15 protein-coding genes are annotated in these 17,766 nt (G+C 65.0%); 4 read left to right on the top strand and 11 right to left on the bottom strand.

All coding sequences use genetic code 11. The features are described 5' to 3' along the window. Positions 1-41: 41 nt before the first annotated feature. Positions 42-692 carry a hypothetical protein gene (locus tag P6U30_RS30755; protein ID WP_407166517.1) on the top strand — a complete coding sequence of 217 codons (651 nt, stop codon included), beginning with the start codon at positions 42-44 and terminating at the stop codon, positions 690-692. A 141-nt stretch (positions 693-833) separates the two neighbouring features. On the opposite strand, the gene P6U30_RS30750 is transcribed toward P6U30_RS30755, so the two are convergent. From P6U30_RS30750 to P6U30_RS30735, 4 genes are all read right to left on the bottom strand, one after another. Then, positions 834-1,034 (bottom strand): cold-shock protein, encoded by a 201-nt coding sequence (locus tag P6U30_RS30750; RefSeq protein ID WP_212499768.1) that lies wholly within the window; start codon positions 1,032-1,034, stop codon positions 834-836. Between the two features lie 283 nt (positions 1,035-1,317). Beyond that, complete coding sequence (locus P6U30_RS30745; protein ID WP_407166516.1) at positions 1,318-1,629, bottom strand: cytochrome c; 312 nt, start codon at positions 1,627-1,629, stop codon at positions 1,318-1,320. 11 nt (positions 1,630-1,640) lie between these two features. Beyond that, positions 1,641-2,840, bottom strand: coding sequence for a molybdopterin-dependent oxidoreductase (locus tag P6U30_RS30740; protein WP_407166515.1), 1,200 nt, complete (start codon positions 2,838-2,840; stop codon positions 1,641-1,643). 309 nt (positions 2,841-3,149) lie between these two features. Next, positions 3,150-4,886: an adenylate/guanylate cyclase domain-containing protein gene (locus P6U30_RS30735; protein ID WP_407170580.1), complete on the bottom strand. Its 1,737-nt coding sequence runs from the start codon at positions 4,884-4,886 to the stop codon at positions 3,150-3,152. Between the two features lie 208 nt (positions 4,887-5,094). On the opposite strand from P6U30_RS30735, the gene P6U30_RS30730 reads away from it, so the two are divergent. Next, positions 5,095-6,651 (top strand): glycosyltransferase family 39 protein, encoded by a 1,557-nt coding sequence (locus P6U30_RS30730; RefSeq protein WP_407170579.1) that lies wholly within the window; start codon positions 5,095-5,097, stop codon positions 6,649-6,651. A gap of 114 nt (positions 6,652-6,765) precedes the next feature. Here the strand turns inward: P6U30_RS30730 and P6U30_RS30725 are convergent, their stop codons facing one another. Both P6U30_RS30725 and P6U30_RS30720 read right to left on the bottom strand, forming a co-directional pair. Further along, positions 6,766-7,797 carry a YcjF family protein gene (locus P6U30_RS30725; RefSeq protein WP_407166514.1) on the bottom strand — a complete coding sequence of 344 codons (1,032 nt, stop codon included), beginning with the start codon at positions 7,795-7,797 and terminating at the stop codon, positions 6,766-6,768. Then, positions 7,794-9,257 (bottom strand): YcjX family protein, encoded by a 1,464-nt coding sequence (locus P6U30_RS30720; RefSeq protein ID WP_407166513.1) that lies wholly within the window; start codon positions 9,255-9,257, stop codon positions 7,794-7,796. The genes P6U30_RS30725 and P6U30_RS30720 overlap by 4 nt, the downstream gene beginning before the upstream one ends. Before the next feature lie 179 nt (positions 9,258-9,436). Between P6U30_RS30720 and P6U30_RS30715 the strand changes: the two genes are divergently transcribed. Beyond that, positions 9,437-10,132 (top strand): hemolysin III family protein, encoded by a 696-nt coding sequence (locus P6U30_RS30715; protein WP_407166512.1) that lies wholly within the window; start codon positions 9,437-9,439, stop codon positions 10,130-10,132. 177 nt (positions 10,133-10,309) lie between these two features. After that, positions 10,310-11,104 carry an SDR family oxidoreductase gene (locus tag P6U30_RS30710; RefSeq protein WP_407166511.1) on the top strand — a complete coding sequence of 265 codons (795 nt, stop codon included), beginning with the start codon at positions 10,310-10,312 and terminating at the stop codon, positions 11,102-11,104. Positions 11,105-11,647: 543 nt separating this feature from the next. On the opposite strand, the gene mdlC is transcribed toward P6U30_RS30710, so the two are convergent. The 5 genes from mdlC to P6U30_RS30685 form a co-directional block, all read right to left on the bottom strand. Next, positions 11,648-13,273, bottom strand: coding sequence for a benzoylformate decarboxylase (gene mdlC, locus P6U30_RS30705; protein WP_407166510.1), 1,626 nt, complete (start codon positions 13,271-13,273; stop codon positions 11,648-11,650). 142 nt (positions 13,274-13,415) lie between these two features. Further along, a complete protein-coding gene (gene blaBJP, locus P6U30_RS30700) occupies positions 13,416-14,303 on the bottom strand; it encodes a BJP family subclass B3 metallo-beta-lactamase (RefSeq protein WP_407166509.1) in 888 nt (295 codons plus the stop codon). A gap of 102 nt (positions 14,304-14,405) precedes the next feature. After that, positions 14,406-15,458, bottom strand: a complete 1,053-nt coding sequence (hisC, locus tag P6U30_RS30695) for a histidinol-phosphate transaminase (protein WP_407166508.1) — start codon at positions 15,456-15,458, stop codon at positions 14,406-14,408. A 105-nt stretch (positions 15,459-15,563) separates the two neighbouring features. Then, a complete protein-coding gene (locus P6U30_RS30690) occupies positions 15,564-16,418 on the bottom strand; it encodes a MaoC family dehydratase N-terminal domain-containing protein (RefSeq protein WP_407166507.1) in 855 nt (284 codons plus the stop codon). Between the two features lie 250 nt (positions 16,419-16,668). Further along, positions 16,669-17,766: a CaiB/BaiF CoA transferase family protein gene (locus P6U30_RS30685; RefSeq protein ID WP_407166506.1), complete on the bottom strand. Its 1,098-nt coding sequence runs from the start codon at positions 17,764-17,766 to the stop codon at positions 16,669-16,671.

Below are 17,766 nucleotides of genomic sequence, written 5' to 3'. Positions count from 1 at the left end.
ACCCGCCCGCGGGTATCTTGCCGCCAATTGGGGCAGCAATCATGAAACACGTCGATCAGCCGATATCCGCGAGGCGCACCGGGTTTGCCGGTGCGCTGACGGGGATCATGCTGTCGCTACTCTCGGCGGCGCCGGCGCGAGCATCCGAGCTCAGCGCGGGCATCGCGCAACTTTATACCTCGGTCTCGATCTATCCACCGTCGGCGTCATCGATGACGGTCTGCTACGGCTTCGTCTGCCGGCGCCGTGAGATGCTCGATTTCACGGCGGCCGACCGGGCCGCGCTGACCAGGATCATGGCTGCCGGTCACGCCAATGCGGCCGCCGAGCGCGCGGCAGTGCAGAAGGCGGTGATCTGGTTCGACCGCCGCATGGGGCCGATCCTCGGTACCGACAAGCGCGTGGCCAAAGCTGATTTCCGCGCCAACGACGACAAGCACAATTACGATTGCTGGGACACGACCCGCAACACCACAAGCCTGATGCTGGTGCTACAGGCGTGGAATCTGTTCAAGTTTCACGACGTCGGTGATCCCCATTATCGCGGGTTTCAGTTGATGCAGACGCCGCACAACACCGCCGTGCTGGTCGAGCGCGCGACCAAGGTGGAATGGGCCGTCGATCTCTGGCCGCGCGGCTATCTGCAGCCGCCCGATGTCATGACCGTCAGCCAATGGGTGACGGAGGATTGAACGGCTGGAGACGCGACTAGATCGCCATGGCGCGCGGGCATCGTGCCCGCCCCGCCGAACGTCACGTTGTCTGGCTTTGTTGGGTCGGCCCCCACTCCCGGATGAGGTCCGAGAGTGCGCCGTTCATCTGGCGCTGTTGCGCTAGACCTTCAGGTTTTCAGCCGAAGTCTTGCCGCGATTTGCGATCTCTTCGTACTCCACCGTCTGACCTTCATTGAGCGTCTGAAGACCAGCCTTCTGAACTGCAGAAATATGCACGAAAATGTCCTTGCCGCCCGTTGCGGGCTGGATGAATCCATAACCCTTGGTCGGATTGAACCACTTCACTGTACCTTTGGGCATTTCCAGTCGTCTCCGCGGAATCGATCGAAAACGAACCGCCGGTCCCCGCACAACCGGCTCGTCCGTGCCATACAGGATAGCAGTTTGCGAAAAGCTGGATAGATCAAACCAAGGTGTGTTTTTGCCCGGAAACAACCCGATTTTGGGAGCTTTGGCGCCGAATTGCCTGTTTCATGGTCAATTGATGCAGTGCAAAATCACCCGGTTCCGGCATGGCGAGCCGCAAGGCGCGCGTCTGCCGCGCGGACTTGGCCCGCACGACAGACGGCAAATGCGGATCATCTCAATAGGTCGCGGCGAGATAATCGACGATCTTGCCGACATCGGCGTCGTCGATCGGCGCACCGTAGACCTTGATCATCTTGGTGACCTCGGCCTTCCAGAAGTCCTTCTTCTTCTCGCCTTGCGGCGGCTGCGTCTTGACGTAGTCGGCCGAATGGCAGCCGCTGCAATTGTTCTGCACGACATCGAGGTTGGGGCCCGGCTTGAAGGCCGCGGTCTCCTCGGGGACCTTGTAGTTGACCGGTGCGGCGGTGGCCGCGGCGACCGACAGCGTCGCGATCGCGGCGAGGGCAGGGAGCAGCTTGCGCTTCATGATGCTTCTCCTCACGCCGCGGTGACGTGCACGGTTTCGACGACGTTGCGCAGGTAGCCCGCCGGATTCCACAGCGGATCCATCGGCTGGGTGTCGCCGGCATTGTTAGTGGCGCGCACCTTCAGATCATAGGATCCGGCCGCGAGCCGCACCGGCAGCTTCCACTCCCGGAACGCATATTTGCCAAGGTCCTTGCCGAGCTTGGCCGGCGTCCAGGTCTTGCCACCGTCGGTCGACACCGCGACGTCCTTGATGCCCTTGCCGCCGTCGAAGGCGATGCCCCGCAGCAGCGTGCGGCCGGCCTTCAGCTTGGTGCCGTCGGCGACGCTGGTGATGAACGAGCGCAAGGTGAAGCGGTTGATCGGGATCGTGGCCTTCGGCGCGGTGCCGGGCTCGACCGCATTGTTCGGCGTATCGGGGATCCGGTAGGCGGATTTCATCCAGAAGCCGTCGAACACACTGTCGATGACGGTGATCTCGTTGAGGTGCTTGACCCAATAGGTGCCGTAATAGCCAGGCACCACGAGACGGAGCGGGAAGCCGTTGAGGAACGGCAGGTCCTCGCCGTTCATGCCGTAGGCCAGCATCACCTCGCCGTCGCGCGCGTGCTCGATGTCGAGCGCCTTCACGAAGTCGGGCGTTGTCTCCATCACCGGAGCATCCATCCCATTGAAGGTGACCTGCTTCGCGCCGGCCTGCACGCCGGCCATGTCGAGCACGGTCTTCAGCGGCACGCCGCGCCAGCGCGCGCAGCCCATCGCGCCGTTGCCAAGCTGGCCGCCGGCGACCCGCGGGTTGAAGAACCCGCGGCTGTTGCCGGAGCACTGGTTGACGGCGACGATCTCGGTCGCCTTCAATTTCCTGATGTCCTTCAGCGACAATTTCAGCGGCTTGTCGACCTTGCCCTTGATCTCGAGCGTGAAGGTGTCGGGATCAAGATTGTAGGGGATGCCGGCGAGGTGGTAGCGGACGAAGAATGCGTTGTTCGGCGTGATCGGTCCGTCGTTGAAGATCGCAAACGGCGTCTCCAGTTGCGGCGGGCGGCTGGTCTGGCCGATCATCGGGCGCTTTTGCGGGTAGCGCACCAGCGGCCGTTCGCCGTTGCTGAAGGGCAGTGTTGCGGTGTCGAGCGCGAGCGCACCTCGTGATCCCAGCCCCGTTATCAAAGCGGCCATGCCGGCGCGCTTCATCAAGTCTCGTCGATCGAGCATTCCGCTTCCTCCGAAGCCTTATCTGTCGTGAGCCGGTCATCACCAGACTCAATTGCCTGAGCGCATCCGCCTCGCGGAATACGCGCAGGTGACAAATGTCGCATCGGGGAACTGCAAGTCAATTGATGCTTTCGCAGCGTCCATCTGCATTGCGTTGCAACGAAATGCCCGATCGCTGCCGATCGGGGTATTTCGATCCGGCCCAAGGGCTCGATCAGCAGCAGACATTCACGGAGCGGTAGCGATAGCCTAGGGCGTCAGCGCCAGACGCTGCTGCTGATCACATTCCGTGTGCCGGCAATGAACCTTTCAGGCTGCAACCGCGCGCTGATCGGCGACAAGCCCCGACAAGGTGCTCGTCGATTCAACCGTGCGCACGACCATAGGCTGGTTGCGGCCGCGGATCGCGACTTCCTGCGCCGGCAGGGCATCCTCGGCAAGCCCCGCCGTGGCGCGCACCTCGTCCGAGATGACGGCCTCGCAGGCGAGGACCTTGGTCATGTCCTGAAGCCTCGCCGCGACGTTGACGGCGTCGCCGAGCGCCGTGAACACCATGTGGTCACGATAGCCGATGTCGCCGACGATCACCTCGCCGCCATGGATGCCGATGCCGAACCGGATCGGCTCGCGCAGATCGTGGCTGAGGAACTGATTCAGGTCGTCGACATGAGTTGCGATTAGGGCTGCCGCACGCAGCGCCTGGCGACAGGCCTCCTGGCGGCCGGTGGCGAGCCCGAACAGCGCCAGCATGCCGTCGCCGATGAACTGGTTCGGACGTCCGCCGGCCTTCAGCACTGCCTGCGACACTGCGCCGAGGAAGCGGTTGACGATGAACACGGTGTCGAATGGCAGCCGCTTCTCGGCAAGTTGCGTCGAGCCGCGCATGTCGACGAACATGCTGACGAGATAGCGCTCCTGGCCGATCCGCGCCGGATTGGTCACGTGCGCATTCGCCGACATCGTGTGCGGCAGGAATAGCTGGAAGAACGTCAGGTCGGCGGTTGGCCGCAACTGACAGGCCAGCCGGATCGACGGATCGTCACTGCCGACCCGGTGCAGCACGAAGGCCTCACGCGGCGAGGGCGCCGGGAGCTTTGCGTAGTCGCCGACGATGCGGATGCGGCAGGTCGAGCAGCGGGCGCGGCCGCCGCAGACGCTGGCATGCGGCACATTGTTGCGCAGGCTCGCCTCCAGCACGCTCCAGCCCTTCGGCACCCGGACGGTGCGGCCGTTGCCGTAGGACAGCGCAATCATGCCGCCGCGGCGTTCCAGCAAAGTGCGCGCGCCGCGTGCAAGGACGACGAGGCCGAGCAGGCCGAGATAGCCGGTCGTCAAGCCGTTCGCGATCGTGTCGAGCAGCTCGCTTTCGGCCGCCGTTCCGAGATTCCGGGCCGATAGCTCCTGTTGCCGCCAGGCCGGATCGTTGGCGTCGGCGATCGTGGCGCGGCCGCCCTGGTAGATGCCGAGCATTGCCAGCGTCGGGATCAACACGGCGGCGGCGAGCAGGAATGGCGCGGCGCGCTTGAAGAACGGGCGCAAGCGGAACCAGAAATACAGGCCGATGCAGCCATGCACCCAGGCGATCACCAGCACTGCCAGCATGGTCCATAGCCGGTTCGGTGACGCGACGAAGAACGTGTACAGTTCCTGCGGATAGAGCTTCTCTTGCCTGAACAGGGTCTGTCCGAGCCGCACGCCGACGATATGGACGATAATCAGCATCGGGATGCTGAGGCCGAGCACGAGCTGCAACGGTTCGATCGCTCTCCAGCGGAATTCGCGGCGCCGGTACAGCGCCCAGATGCCGAGCGCGGTATGCACCAGGCAGGCGCTGTAGAACACGATCGCGACCGGGAGGAACTGCCAGAATTCGGTGTGGTAATGGACGCCGATCGCCAGCGCCTCCATCGAGATATTGCCGAGCGCGTGGTTGAGGAAATGGCTGACCAGATAGGCGAACATGATCGAGCCGCTGACCAGGCGGACCTGCCGCAGGCCGACGCCGCGGACCATCTCCTGCAAATGTTCACGCGAGGCGGAGGCCATGTGAGTCATGATTGGCAAGTCTAGTGTTTAATTCCCGCGATGAACACCGTTACGGCCCGGCGTGAGGGGTGATATCCGCCGCTGCAATACGTTGACACCCCTGCAAGAGTCGAACAAAAAGCGCGCCGTGACGATAGCCCCTGCCGATAACATCAGCGTTAAGCCGGCCCGTTCGCGCGCGCCGCGGTGGCGTGGCGTCGTCGCCGTGATGGTCGCCATGACCGCGATGCGGCTGGTCTATGCTTCCGTGCTCGATCTGCGCACCGACGAGGCCTATTACTGGACCTGGTCGAAGGAGCACGTGCTGTCGTTCCTCGATCATCCGCCGATGATCGCGTGGTTCATCCGTTTCGGCACCACGATCTTCGGCGACACCAATCTCGGCGTCCGCTTCAGCGGCATCGTGGCGATGCTGGTGATGCAGCTCTTGCTCGCCGACATCGTCCGCCGCGTCACCGGCAACAACATCCGGGCCGTCATTCTGGCGCTGCTGCTGCCGGAGGCGGCGCTCTATTACGGGCTGTTGATGGCCAAGGTCGCGCCCGACACCGCAATGATTCCGTTCGCGGTGGCGATGCTGTGGTCGCTGGTGCGGCTTGCGCAGAGCAATGACGGGCGCTGGTGGCTCGCCACCGGGCTGTTCGCCGGGTTGGCGCTGCTGTCGAAATTCACCGCCATCATGCTGGCGCCGGCGGTGCTGGCCTTTGCGCTGGTACCGGACTGGCGCTGGCGCTGGTTGCGCAGCCCGTATCCCTACCTCGCCGCGGTGATCTCGATCGCGGTGTTCTCGCCGGTCCTGATCTGGAATGCCGGGCACGACTGGGCCTCGTTCCGCTTCCAGGCGGTGCGCGCCACGACGGAAGGCTCCTTCCTGTTGCGTACCGTCGGCGAATTTATTGGCATGCAGTTCGGCCTGGTCGGCTTCGTGTTGTTGCCGGTCACGCTGTTCGGCGCGGCGTTGACGGCATGGCGCGGCTATCGTGCTCGCGAGCCGGTCGCGATCCTGCTGTCGACGGCGGTGCTGGTGCCGTTCGCGTATTTCTTCTGGAAGTCGTTGACCCTGCGGGTCGGTGACACCTGGCCGATGTTCCTGTGGCCCGCCGGTTTTGCGGCCGTTGCCATCAACGTCACGCGGATGCCGTTCGAGGGCTGGTCGGTCCGCTTGGTCAAATCGACCGTGTTCTGGGCGCGCACCGCGGTCACGGCAGGCATCGCCTTCGTGGTCTGCGTGTTCCTATATTACATGGTGGTGCCGTGGAATCTGACCGGCCACACCGATCCGATCGGCACCGAGGCCGGCTACGACGTCGTCGCCGCGCGCACCAAGGCGCAATTACAGGCAACCGGTGCGACCTGGGTCGCGACCACGGATTATCGCACCTATGCGATGCTGCGCTGGTTTCTGCGCGGGCAGGCGCCGGTGGTCGAGATCAACGAGCGCGGCCGCTACCAGGGCTTTGCCGATCCCGGGATGAACATGATCCGCGATCATGTCGGCCTTTATGTCGGACGCGAGCCCGAGAACAATCTGCCGCTGTGGAACGAGACATCAGCCGTGCGGCAGCCGCTCGAGCGCGTGGTGCGGAGCTGGCGCGGCACAGTGATGGACACCTATTCGCTGGAGAAGATCAGCGGCTGGACCCCTGATCTGTCACCGCCCCCCGACACCACCTTCTTCCGCTGGCGCGTGCTGGTGATGCTGATGGAGCCGGGTGCCGTAGCGTCGTGTCTCCCTCGCCCCGCTTGCGGGGAGAGGGCGGGGTGAGGGGGAGTCTCCGCAAAGACGGTGACAGTCAGGTCTGCGGAGGCTCCCCCTCACCCGGAATTTGCGCTTCGCGTAAATTCCGGCCTCTCCCCGCAAGCGGGGCGAGGCAAGGTCTCATTCCACTCCCTCGCGCTTGCGCAGGAGGTCCTTGGCGAGGTCGGCGAGCGCCGGGCGCGGCAGTGCGTTGAACGGAAGCGGGCGGGTGACGTCGATCGCCGCAAGCCCGAGCCGCGCGGTCAGGAGGCCGTTGAGCACGCCTTCGCCGAGCCGCTGCGAGAGTTTGGCGGCGATGCCGTGACCAAGCATCTGCTGGATTAGGCTGTCGCTCGCGGCCATGCCGCCGGTGATCGCCAGATGCGCGATCACGCGCCGCATCAGGCTGATCATGCCGAGCGTACCGGGCCGCCCGCCATAGAGCCGCGCCAGTTGCCGGATCATCCGTAACGCCGACACGAACACGAACAGCACGTCGATCGCAGCGCGCGGGCTGACGGCGGTGACGACCGACACGCGCTGCGCCGCCGCCGAGACTAGCCGCCGCGCTTCCTCGTCGAGCGGCGCCATCAATTCGCGCTCGGCGAGGCGGATCATGTCGGTACCGTCAATGATATCATCGGTGTGGCTCCGCAGCGTGTTGCGTGCGCGCGCGAGCTGCGGGGTCTGGTGCGCGAGCCTGAGCAGATCGGCAACGATCGTTCGGCTCGCCGCGCGATCGTCGCTGGCGAGCACATCGGCTGCGCGCAGATGCAGCTTCTCGATGGTCGCAAGCCGCGCCAGCCCGATCGCTTCGCGCGCGATCACGACCACCAGTGCGACGGACGCAATGATCGCAAAGGCCAGTCCGAGGACGCCGAGACCCTGATTGCGTGCGAACAGGTCCTCGATCAAATTGACGACGCCGAGCCCGCTGCCAAGCAGCACGAGGCCTGCAACGGCGCCCCAGAACAGCGCGCCCCAGCGGAAGCCGCGGCGCACCGGCAGCAGCGGCGCATCGATCGCAACAGGCAGTTGCGGTGCCTCGGCCTCGGGCACGATCTGGATCGTGCCGCGGGCGAAGTGGCCGGCATCCTCAGGATCCATCACGACCACGCCGGGATCGTCGAGCTTGAACGTCGCCGGCCGCCGGTTAGGCGTCTTGTCGTTCATTGCAGTTTGTCTCCGATCAGGAACTGGAGGGCGCGGTCAAGGCGGATGTGAGGCAGCGTGGGCTCACCGTCGCCGTTTCGTTCCAGCTTCGGTGGCCGAAAGCGCAGGAAGCGGTAATCGGCCGCCTCGGCACCCGCGCTGGAGAGGCCGCGAAATTCGCCCCGGAACAGGGCCTCGGGATTGTCGGGCAAATCGCCCGGAAAGGTCGCGACCTCGGTCTCGCCGTCGAGCGTCTCGCCATTGGCGACTTCGCCCGGCGCCGGTGTGCCGAGGATTGAGGGCAGTGTGTCGCGGCCGCGTTGCACCTGTGCCTCGCGGGTGGCGCGCACGGCGGCGAGCGCCACCACGTCGATGGCGGCGCCGGCATATTCGGCGCGCTCGGCGGCCTTGGCTACGATCCGCCGCAGCACCGCCTCGAGCCGGTCGTGGCTCTGGTGGTGCAGATGATCGGCCTTGGTCGCCGCGAACAGGATGCGGTCGATGCGTGGCCGGAACAGCGCGCTCACGATCGTGCTGCGGCCGATCCGGAAGCAGTCGAGGATGCCGGCGAGCGCGGCTTCGAGGTCGTGCAGCGCCTCCGGCCCTGCATTGAATGCGGCGAGCGCGTCGGCCAGCACGATCTGGCGGTCCAGCCGCGCGAAATGATCGCGGAAAAATGGGCGCACCACGACGTCCTTGTAGGCCTCATAGCGCCGCCGCATCATCGCCCATAGCGAGCCATCGGGCGCGCTGCCGTCGGCGGGCACATCGAGCGGCGCGAAGGTCAGCGCCGGGGTGTCGGCGAGATTGCCGGGCATCAGGAAGCGACCGGGCGGCAGCAGGCTCATCGCAAAGCGCTCGTCGCGGCAGGCACGCAGATAGTCGGTGAACAGCTTGGCTTCGGCAAGCGCGGCCTGCTCGTCCTCCTTACCCTCGGGCTTCAGCGTCGCGAGATGCGCGTGCCACGGCGCGGCGAGGGCGGCGCGCAGCGGCGCGCGCGACAGCGCCAGGCTCTCCGCCGACCATTGCTCGTAGCTCTTGTTGAGCAGCGGCAGGTCGAGCAGCCACTCGCCGGGATAATCGACGATGTCGAGGGTCAGCGTGCGGTCCGCGCCATTTTGCCGCTGATAGTCGATCACCAGCCGCAGCTCGGAGATGTCGGTGGTCGAATTCGGCCAGCGCCGCTCTTCGATCAGAGTGCGGACATGGTTCTCATAGGCGAAGCGCGGCACCGCGTCGTCAGGCTGCGGCGCAAGGCGTGCGCGGGCGATCCGCCCCGAGGCATAGGCTTCGAAGACGGGAAATCGACCGCCGCGGGTCAGCCCGTGCACCAAGGCTGTGATGAATACCGTCTTGCCGGCGCGCGACAGGCCGGTGACGCCGAGCCGCACCGTCGGATTGAAAAAGCCCTCGCCATAGTCGAGGAGCGCCCGCGCCGAGAGACGCGCTTCCTCGACGATGTCAGAAAAACTGGGGGCCATGGAGGTCTGGAGAAACCTGGCGAGAGTGACCAAATGAGGCGGGTCGTCACCCGCAAGGTGGCGATTATCGGGCCAAAATCAAGCTTCACATTTCCGGCGCCTTTGCAGGCGAGGGGATTGAACGAGCGGCCGTCCCCGCGACACCCATGTTTAATGGCACTGAGGAAAGCGTCCCGCAAATGACGATCTTCCGCCTGAAGCAACTCGCATCGTCCTCGATCCACGCGGCCGGCGCCGCGCTGTGGAACTACGATCGCGCCGAGCTGATCGCCGATGGCGTCGTGCATCTTGTCGGCGTCTGCTTCGGGCTGGTCGCCGCGACCGCGCTGATTGTGCTGACCTCGGTCTATGCCAGCGGCTTCGACGTTGCCGTGGTGTCGGTCTATGTCGCCGGCCTGCTGGCGATGCTGGTGCTGTCGGCGACCTATAATCTCTGGCCGGTGTCGCGCGCGAAATGGGTGTTGCGGCGCTTCGATCACTCGGCGATCTATCTGCTGATCGCAGCTACTTACACGCCGTTCATCGTGGAACTGAAGGACAGTGCTTTCGCGATCGCGCTGCTCGTCGGCGTGTGGTGCGTGGCGATCGTCGGCATCTGGCTGAAGCTCGCTTATCCCGGCCGCTTCGATCGGCTTTCGGTCGGGCTTTATCTCGCGATGGGCTGGAGCGGCATCATGCTCCGTGACGCCGTGGTGAAGGCGCTGCCGTCGATGGCGCTCGGCTTCGTGCTTGCCGGCGGCATTCTGTACAGCCTCGGTGTGATCTTCCACACCTGGCGGCGGCTGCGCTTCCAGAACGCGATCTGGCACTGCTTTGTGCTGCTTGGCGCCGCCTGCCACTACACGGCCGTGTTCGACGTCGTGCTGGCGAGCTGAGCGGACACCAATCCCCACAAGCGGCGCCGCATGATGGTGGGCGGCCGTCTTCCGAAAACGACCTGCGCCGGCGAAAGTTGGGTTATCATGATCCCTCTTAGTTTGGGCATGATCTCTTCGGAGCCCGCTTCCGGTTTCCGGAACGTGCTATGAGATCGAGATATCGGGAGGATGGCCATGCAGGTGGCTGGTAAAATCGTGGTGGTCACCGGCGGTGGCAATGGCATCGGCAAGGCGCTGTGCGAGGCGTTCCATGGCGCCGGAGCGTCCAAGGTCGTGGTGGTCGATCTCGATCACGCCGCCGCCGAGAAGGTCGCGGCCTCGGTCGGCGGCGCGGCGTTCAAATGCGATGTCGGGCAGGAGAAGAACGTCCTGCATGTGATCGAGGAGACCGAGCGGATGTTCGGCCCGATCGCGCTGTTCTGCTCCAATGCCGGCATTGGCGGCGGCTTCGATCCCTTGTCGGTGAATGCCGGCGGCACCTCGGACGAGCCGTGGTCGCGGAGCTGGGCGATCCATGTGATGGCGCATGTCTATGCCGCGCGCCATCTGGTGCCGCGCATGAAGGCGCGGGGCGGCGGCTATTTCCTCAACACGATCTCCGCCGCGGGCCTTTTGTCGCAAGTCGGCAGCCCGGCCTATTCGACCACCAAGCATGCGGCGGTCGGCTTTGCCGAAAACCTCGCGATCTCGCACCGCGCCGACAACATCAAGGTCTCGATCCTCTGCCCGCAGGGCGTCGACACCAACATGCTGCGCTCGATCCCGAAGGGCCCGCAATCCGGCGACGGCGATTTGACGCCGGAGCAGGTCGCGCAGGATGCGCTGAGGGGCATCGAGCAGGAGACGTTCCTGATCCTGCCGCACCCGCAGGTGCTCGGCTACATGCGCAAGAAGGCCGAGAACTACGACCGCTGGATCGGCGGCATGGCCAAGATCCAGGCCAAGATGCGGGAGGCGCACGGGAAGTGATCGAAGGCGAGGGTGGCGAGCACGTGCGTTGCGCCTCCGTTGTCGTTAGGTCTTCATGTAAGATGAGCACACAGGTCGGCTCCCTCCCTCCTTGCGGGGGAGGGCTGGGGAGAGGGGTAAGCCCCGAGCGAGATGATCGCCGCAAGCCTCGGTCTCGCAAGTTCGATCGCGAATCGTTGAGACGCATATCGAGGGAGCATGCCGTGTGGTACCCCTCTGCCTAACGCTCCCCCGCAAGCGGTAGGGCAATCGCATTTGGGAAAAAAACGCCCTGTGGCCCATCCTTCGAGACGCCCGCCTTTTGGCGGGCTCCTCAGGATGACGTCTTGTCTTGCGGCACAATAGTAGACCCTCATGGTGAGGAGCGCCGCTTGCGGCGCGTCTCGAACCACGAGGCCGAGTACGTGCGCAGCCATCCAAGGCGGCATATGCGATAGCCCTGCCGCAAGCGGGGAGGGAAACCCAGCCGCCAACGTCTTCCTTACGAGTGGGTAGAGAGTGGATTGCTTCGCTTCGCTCGCAATGACCTGCCGAGACGGCGGATTAACTCTTCGCGTAGAGCAGCGGCACCGCGGAATCCACCATCACCTCGATCAGGCTCACGCCTTGATGCGAGAGCGCGCGCTTGTAGGCGCTGGCGAGATCGGCTGATTTCGTCACCCGCACCGCGTCGCAGCCCATGCCCTCGGCGAGCTTGACGAAATCGATGCCGGGCAATTCCAGGCCAGGCACGTTGCGCACCTGCATCACCTGGCTGAACGAGCGCATCGCGCCGTAGCCGGAATTGTTCATGACCACGACCGTGAGCGGCAGCTTGCGCTGGGCCGCGGTCCACAGCGCCTGAATCGAATACATCGCCGAGCCGTCGCCGATCAGGCAGACGGTGCGTCCCTCGCGGCGGCCGAGCGCCATGCCGACCGCGGCGGGCAGGCTGTAGCCGAGGCCGCCGCTCGCCATGGTGTAGAACGAATCCTGGCCGCGCATCGGCATCACTTTCTGCATCAGCGGACGATGCGACGGCACCTCCTCGACCAGTGCATCCTGCGGGCCCATCGCGGCCGCGAGGGCATGCAGCGCATATTCGGCGGGGATTGGGTCACTCGCGGCGGGCGCCGGCGGCAGAATGCGGCCAGCGGGTGTGGCGCGTCCGGTCTCCGGCAGCATGTCGAGCAGCACCGACAGCGCCGGCTTCATGGTGGCGATGATGCTATGGCCCGCCGGTGTCATCGCGGCGGCGTCGGGATCATCGGTGATCTGGAAGATCGGGGTCGATCCGTCGAAGATCGCAGCATGGCCCTCGACATGGAAGGTGAACACCGGGGCGCCGATCACCACCACGAGATCGTGGTCGCGCAGTGCATCGGAGAGCTGTCCGGGTGAGGCATGCAGGAAACCGGCGAATTGCGGATGATGCTCGGGGAACGAGCAGCGCGCCGAGAACGGGCTGACCCAGACCGCGGCCCTGGCCTTCTCCGCAACCTTCACCATCAGACCGACGGCCTCGGCGCGGTCGACGGCAGGGCCGACGACGAGGGCCGGTCGCTTGGCGTCGCCGAACGCGGCCACGAGGGCCTTCATCGCCGCGAGATCGGGTCCGATGTCGCGGCTGACGTCGCGCGCCTCGAGCGGCTGCGTCGCTTGACTCCAGTCGTCGATCGGCACCGAGACGAAGGTCGGCCCGCAGGGCGGCTGCATCGCGACGTAGTAGGCGCGCGCGATCGCGGCCGGCACGTCCTCGGCGCGCGCGGGCTCGACCGCGAACTTCACGTAAGGTCGTGGAAATTCGCTGGCCCGCTCGGCATAGAGGAAGGCCTGCAGCGGCATGATCGAGCGCGCCTGCTGTCCCGCCGTGATCACGAGCGGCGTCTGGTTGCGGTAGGCGTTGTAGATGTTGCCGAGCGCATTGCCGACGCCGGCCGCCGAATGCAGATTGACGAAGCCGGCATTGCGCGTTGCCAGCGCATAGCCGTCGGCCATGCCGACCACGGAGGCCTCCTGAAGGCCGAGCACGTAGTCGATGTCGTCGGGCCAATCGCTCAGGAACGGCAGCTCGGTCGAGCCGGGATTGCCGAATACCTTTTTGATACCCCATGCGCGCAGGAGACCAAAGGTGGCGTCCTTGACGGTGACGGCCTTGCCTTTCGCGGCGGCGGGCTTGCGGGATGACATCGGGCGGCTCCCAATTCCAGTTCGTTACGTTCCGTCAATGCGAGCGGCAAAAGCGGAAAGGCAATCGACCTGTCGATGGATTGCCTCGCGATGTCAAGCCGCTGCGACCCATAGTTGCCAAGGCAACGGCCGAAGATGGGGACTAATTGGCCTTCTGCAACGCGGCTGTCTGCTTGGCGAGCTGCTTGTCGAAGTCTTGTTCGAGCCCCGCCACATAGGTCGCATTCTCACCGGGCTTGACGAACGGGTTCGGCGCGCCGTCCTTCATCTGCGCGCGCTTGGCCTGCATGTCGTAGACCTCGGGATGCGGGCCAAGCAGCACGTCGACTTTCATCGCCTTGACCCTGGCGAAGGTCGAGCGGTAGTCGTCGACGATGCCGGGATAGGTCGGGTGGCCGACCAGCCGGTTCAGCGCCACCGTTCCGCTGCAGAAGAACAGCACGCTGCGCTCCTGGTTGCCGTCCTTGACCGTCATCTCCCAGCTCGTGCAGCCGGGCGAATGGCCGGGCGTCGCATGCGCGGTCAGCGTGGTGTCGCCGAGCGTTACCTTGTCGCCTTCCTTGACGACGCGATCGACTTTCACCGGCGTGAAGGCAAGATCGGCGTTGTTCTCGTCGCCGGGGTAGTAGCCGCCCTCGAGCAACGGCTTGTCGCGCTCACCGGCGATCAATTGCGCGCCGGTCTCCTTCTTGATCTCGGCAAAGCCGCCGGTGTGGTCGAGATGAGCGTGCGAGTTGAGGATGTATTTGATGTCGCCGACCTTGAAGCCGAGCTTGGTGATGTTGTCCTTGATCATACCGGTCGACTGCTGCATCGCCGTGTCCATCAGGATCAATCCCTGGGAGGTCTTGATGATGTAGACCGCGATCCCGTCAGTGCCGACATAATAGATGTTGCCGATCAGCGGGAACGGCTCGAACGGCGCGGTCCACTTCTTCATGACTGTAGCCATGAAGTCCTTCAATGTCTGAGCCTGTGCACCTGATGTGAGCAGCGCCAGCGCGCACAGCGCGGCTGCGAGCGTCCTCATGATTGCCTCCCTATCAGCTCTTAGTTGTTATTCGGTGGCGGCACTATGCGTGGAGCAGCCATCGATCGCAAGCGACGTCGCTGCGGATGGCCAATGCGAAAATCAGATGATATCACGCAGCAGCGCCAGCAGGTGGCAGCATTGATCATCGGTTCCGATCGTGATGCGCAGGAAGTCCTCGATCCGCGGCTTCTGGAAGTGCCGCACCAGAACAGCCCGCTCCCGCAGCCGGGCCGCGAGGGCCGCTCCGCGGTGGCCGGGATGGCGCGCGAAGACGAAATTCGCCTGCGATGGCAGCACCTCGAAGCGCAGTTCGGAAAGGCCGCGGACCAGTGTCTCGCGGCTCGCGATGATGCGCGTGCGCGTCTCCTGAAACCAGGCGTCGTCTTTGATGGCGGCAGCCGCACCGGCGAGCGCAAGGCAATCCAGCGGATAGGAGTTGAAGCTGTCCTTCACCCGCTCCAGCGCCTCGATCAGCGGGCGTTGGCCAATGGCGAAGCCGACACGCAAGCCCGCCAGCGCGCGCGACTTGGAGAGCGTCTGGATCACAAGAAGGTTGTCGTGGCGGGCGACCAGCGGCACGGCGCTCTCGGCGCCGAAGTCGACATAGGCCTCGTCGACGACCACGAGCCGGTCCGGGTGTTCGGTGACGAGTGTCTCGATTGAAGTGCGCGGCAGCGCGATGCCGGTCGGGGCGTTCGGGTTGCACAGCAGGATGGCGCTGCCCGGCCGCTGGTAGTCGGCAAGCTGCACCCGCATCGCGGCATCGAGCGGCACCGTTTCGTACTGGATGCCGTAGAGGCGGCAATAGACCGGGTAGAAACTATAGGTGATGTCGGGGAACAGCAGCGGTGCATCATGCTTCAGCAGCGCCTGGAAGGTGTGGGCCAGAATCTCATCCGAGCCGTTGCCGACGAACACCTCGTCGGGCGCGACGCCGTAGCGGGCGGCGATCGTTTCGCGCAGGGCGGTCGCGCTCGGATCGGGGTAGAGCCGCAGCCGATCCATCGTCGCGGAGATCGCAGCCAGCGTGTGCGGTGAGGGCGCGTAGGGATTCTCGTTGGTGTTGAGCTTGACGAGGCCATCGATCTTCGGCTGCTCGCCCGGCACGTAGGGCGACAGATCCTTGACGACCGAACTCCAGAAACGACTCATGATCCTGCGATCCATGGGCTGAATCCGATCACAATAAGGGATGCGAGGCGCCGGTGAAAGGCGCCTCTTACGCGTCGCTGTCCTGATAAGTGTCCGGCCGTCGCCCTACCAGGTCGCCGTGCCCTTCATGGTCGGCTGTCCTTCCGCATTCGCGACCCACAGCTCCAGGCTGCCGTCCTTCTCGCTGGCATTGATCGAGAACTCGCTGCCCTCGAACAACGGCTGCACACCGCGATAGACGAGCTTCCTCGGCGCCTTGCCACCGTGCAGCTTGGCGGCGAACTCGACGATGAAGGAGGCTTGCAGCGGGCCGTGGAAGATCAGGCCGGGATAGCCCTCGACCTTGGTGACGTAGTCGCGATCGTAATGGATGCGGTGGCCGTTGAAGGTCAGCGCCGAGTAGCGGAACAGCAGCACCGGATCGGAGACGTGGCTCTCGCGATGCTGAGCGACCGGGGGAGGCGGCGGCGCCTTGGCGGGCGCAGCCGACGGCGCGCTTGTCATCTCGCGATAGACGATGTCCTGCCGCTCGCGGATCGCCAGCCCACGCGACGTGGTCACCTCATGATTGACCGAGACGAAGCACAGCGTGCCGGTCGAGCCCGATTTCACCGTGACATCGGCGATGCGCGAGGTCCGCTTCGGCTCGTCGCCAACGCGTAAGCTGTCGAAGAATTCCAGTTCGCCGCCGGCCCACATCCGGCGCGGCAGCGGCACCGGCGGCAGGAAGCCGCCGCGGGTCGGGTGACCATCTGGTCCGAGCTGCGACATCGGGAACACTGGCTGGCCCAAGCACCAATGCGTGGTCCACGGTGCGGCGTCGCCTGGCTTCGGCTCGCCGATCTCCTGGAACAGGGTCGCGCGCAGGCCCATCACCAGATGGGCGGTGACGACGTCGGTTGCTTCCGTGCTGCGGCCGATCCACTGGCGGAGATGATCGAGGTCGAGTGTGTCGTTCATGATTGTCTTGCCCGGGCAGGTGGTTTTGAGGGTGAGGTGAAGTTAGGTTGGCGCGGTCTGTCGGCAGACTCGCTGCACCTCTCCCGCTTGCGGGGGAGGTCGCATCGCATCGATAGATGCGATGCGGGTGGGGGTTCTCTCCACTCAATCGGTCCGACTCGTGGCGATACCCCCACCCCAGCCCTCCCCGTAAGCGGGAGAGGGAGCGCGGTTCGTTCGCGGCTGCAATTGGACCTGATCTCATCACATCCTAACGTTTGGTGTGTTCTCCGATCGCAGGCACCTTGCCGTAGTGCCTGTCCTCGCCGACAACGATCGCGGCCGGCGCCGGATAGCTGACGCGGCCGTTCGGCGTGTCGACCTCGATGCGGCGGAGATGCGGATGCTTCGCAAGGTCGCTCATGCTGTTGACTTCGGCGAAGGCGATGTCGGCCGCCGCGAGCTTCGCCAGCAGCTCCTCGCGCGTCAGCCTGCCGAAGGCGTCGGCGACGATCTGGTCGGTAGCCGCGCGGTTGCGCACGCGCTCGACCATGTTGGCAAAGCGCGGATCATCGGGCAGGCCAGGTTGGTCGAGCACCTCGGCACACAGCTTCTTCCACTCGCGCTCGCTCTGGATCGAGATCAAAATCTCTTTGCCGTCCTTCGAGCGGAACACGCCATAGGGGGCGATCGAGGGATGCGCGAGGCCGATCCGCTTCGGCGGCTTGCCGTCCTCGGCATTGAGCAGCGGCACGGTGAGCCAGTCCGCCATCACGTCGAACATCGAGATCCGGATGTCGGCTCCCTGTCCGGTGCGGCTGCGCCCGATCAGTGCTTCCAGGATCGAGGCATGCGCGGTAGCGCCGGTCGCGACGTCGACGATCGACATGCCAACGCGCGAGGCGCCTTCCGGTCCGCCGGTGATCGAGGCCAGGCCGCTCTCGGCCTGGATCAGGAGATCATAGGCCTTGCGGTCGGCATAGGGGCCGGTGTCGCCATAGCCTGTGATCGTGCACATGATCAGCTTCGGATAGTCCTTGCGCAGCCGCTCGCGCGAGAAGCCGAGCTTGTCCATCGAGCCCGGCTTGAGGTTTTGCAGCAACACGTCGGCGCTCGATATCAGTTCTTCCAGCGTGGCGCGGCCTTCCTTGGTGGCGAGATCGATCACCACCGAATCCTTGCCGCGGTTGAGCCAGACGAAATAGCTGCTCTGGCCCTTCGCCGCGGCATCGTAACCGCGGGCGAAATCGCCCTCGGGCCGCTCCACTTTGATGACGTGGGCGCCGGCATCGGCGAGGCGCGACGAGCAGAACGGCGCAGCAACCGCCTGCTCGACGGCGATGACGGTCAATCCTTCCAACGGCAACAT

It is taken from the genome of Bradyrhizobium sp. ORS 111 (assembly GCF_045571485.1).
GTDB lineage: Bacteria > Pseudomonadota > Alphaproteobacteria > Rhizobiales > Xanthobacteraceae > Bradyrhizobium.
Note: the sequence above shows the minus strand (reverse complement) of the source record. Positions and strands in the feature narration are given on the sequence as shown.